This is a genomic window from Heyndrickxia acidiproducens DSM 23148, assembly GCF_000374345.1.
GTDB lineage: Bacteria > Bacillota > Bacilli > Bacillales > Bacillaceae_C > Weizmannia > Weizmannia acidiproducens.
In genome coordinates this window covers 1-1,906 of record NZ_KB894071.1, presented here as the reverse complement: position 1 = coordinate 1,906, position 1,906 = coordinate 1, and the positions used below count along the sequence as shown (strand labels likewise).

The 1,906-nt window shown below is 39.9% G+C and carries 2 protein-coding genes; one reads left to right on the top strand and one right to left on the bottom strand.

Annotated features, from left to right (window positions below):
• Positions 1 to 382: 382 nt before the first annotated feature.
• Positions 383 to 583 carry a hypothetical protein gene (locus C232_RS0118205; protein WP_018665537.1) on the bottom strand — a complete coding sequence of 67 codons (201 nt, stop codon included), beginning with the start codon at positions 581 to 583 and terminating at the stop codon, positions 383 to 385.
• 479 nt (positions 584 to 1,062) lie between these two features.
• Between C232_RS0118205 and C232_RS0118195 the strand changes: the two genes are divergently transcribed.
• A complete protein-coding gene (locus tag C232_RS0118195) occupies positions 1,063 to 1,608 on the top strand; it encodes a hypothetical protein (RefSeq protein ID WP_018665534.1) in 546 nt (181 codons plus the stop codon).
• Positions 1,609 to 1,906 lie beyond the last annotated feature (298 nt).

The window sequence follows — 1,906 nt, the reverse complement described above, 5'->3', positions numbered from 1 at the left end:
GAGGGGGAAAGTATACCTTCAACCACCTGAAATTATAGATTTGGATTCCATATTTTACATTTACTTCCACGTGTGTGGATTTTAGCTATCAAATAGCTGCACTTTCGTAATTTGGGATTATCGAAACGTTTTGCAATGATGGTAGATAGCGACCTGCCTTCAATCATTCAAATAGCAGCAAAAAACCAGCAGGCCTCCTCCAAAACCGGAGTAAGGCCGCTGGTTTTTTGATTCAATCAGAAACCGATCCACACAAGATCATCTATACTGCCCGGTTTTTCGATGCACCATGCTTTCAACTTTTTCAACCCCTTTTCAAATTCTGCGATTCCATCTTAGTACGCGCCTTCTGAATAGGTCAATTCATAGCTGTGGCTGTAAATTAATTGGCCAGATGAATCGGGCTGCTGTACGAAGTCGTTTCTTGCGCTTTGATCTTTTCATCCGGAATGGCATCAACTTTCAAACCTTCATTAGAAACCGGCAGCTTTGTTTTTTTCATCGCTTCCTCAATCATGTCCACCGCTCCTGCAAAAAAAAGCCTTGAAACATCGCTATTTTCCTGAAATTTGATATGCATCAATTATTATATCTCCCTGCCGTGTTACTATTCCACTTAGAAAAGAACGTTTCTTTTGTAAAAAAAGGAATGTGAGGAGGTCGAACAAATGAAAATGATCAAGATCAGCAAGCCATATTCATCCCATGCCGATCTACTGCAAAATTTTTGCAGGATCACCAAATCGAATACGAAGAACTGGACATTTATCAAACACCGGAAGTGATTATGCAGTATAAATTAACAGGTGTCCCGGTAACTTTGTTGCTCAATGATCAAAATGAAGAAATCAAAAGAGTAGAGGGATATAATCCTATGGAACTAAAGGATTTAGCCGACCTATATATGGCTAAGCAAAAGTAAACAACTTACGAATAGAATCCCGCGCTGCCCTTTTTTAATGATCTATTTCCTGAATCAGTGCCTGAAAGAGAATGGCTTCTTTGAGTAAAACAATTTGAAATGGTAAAATTGTTTTACTCATAAATCCCGGGAGTGATACAGTGGACCGTCTAACGAAATCTTATTTTGAAAATCTGGAAACAAAGGACAAAAATCTGCAATATGAAGCCTTTCAAAACATTATGAATGCCACGAAAGGAAAAGTAGACTGGGCGTATGAAGTTTGGGACCAATTAATCGAATGGCTGGCCGACCGGGATCAACATCGAAGATCAAGGGCTGCACAGTTTCTAGCCGGTTTAGCCATCAGTGATCCGGAGAAACGCATGCTTCGTGATTTCCCAGCGGTATGGGAAGTGACAAAGGATCCGAAATTTGTAACGGCCCGGCATAGTTTGCAATCTATTTGGAAAGTGGGCTTAGCCGGACCGGAGCAAAGGGAAATGGTGCTCACCCACATGGCTGCCCGTTTTCGAAATTGCATGCACGAAAAAAATCACACTTTGATTCGATACGACATCATCGTTGGTCTGAAAAATTTATACGATGCAATTAAGGATGAGCATATAAAAGAATTGGCTGCTCAATTAATCGGGTCAGAGGAAGATGCCAAATATCAAAAAAAATATCAGGGCATCTGGAAATAAGAAGATTTTCAGCTTGAAGTTTTACAAACAGGATACCAATCGTCCATGATCCTACCAAAAATTGAGCTTATCTTGAATGCGAGTATTGCTTTCCATGTCACGGCTTTTTCCTCCAACTTTTGCATCATAAGACAAAAACTTGAAAAGGACGAATAGCAGATTTCTGGTTCCGAAAACCTATATAAAGCTATATAATAATACATATTATCTAGATATCCGGATGATTCGCTCCTGAAAACAGGTCTTGGTTGAGCCAGTGAAACAGCTGTACACACAATTGCTCTATGCCATCACCATT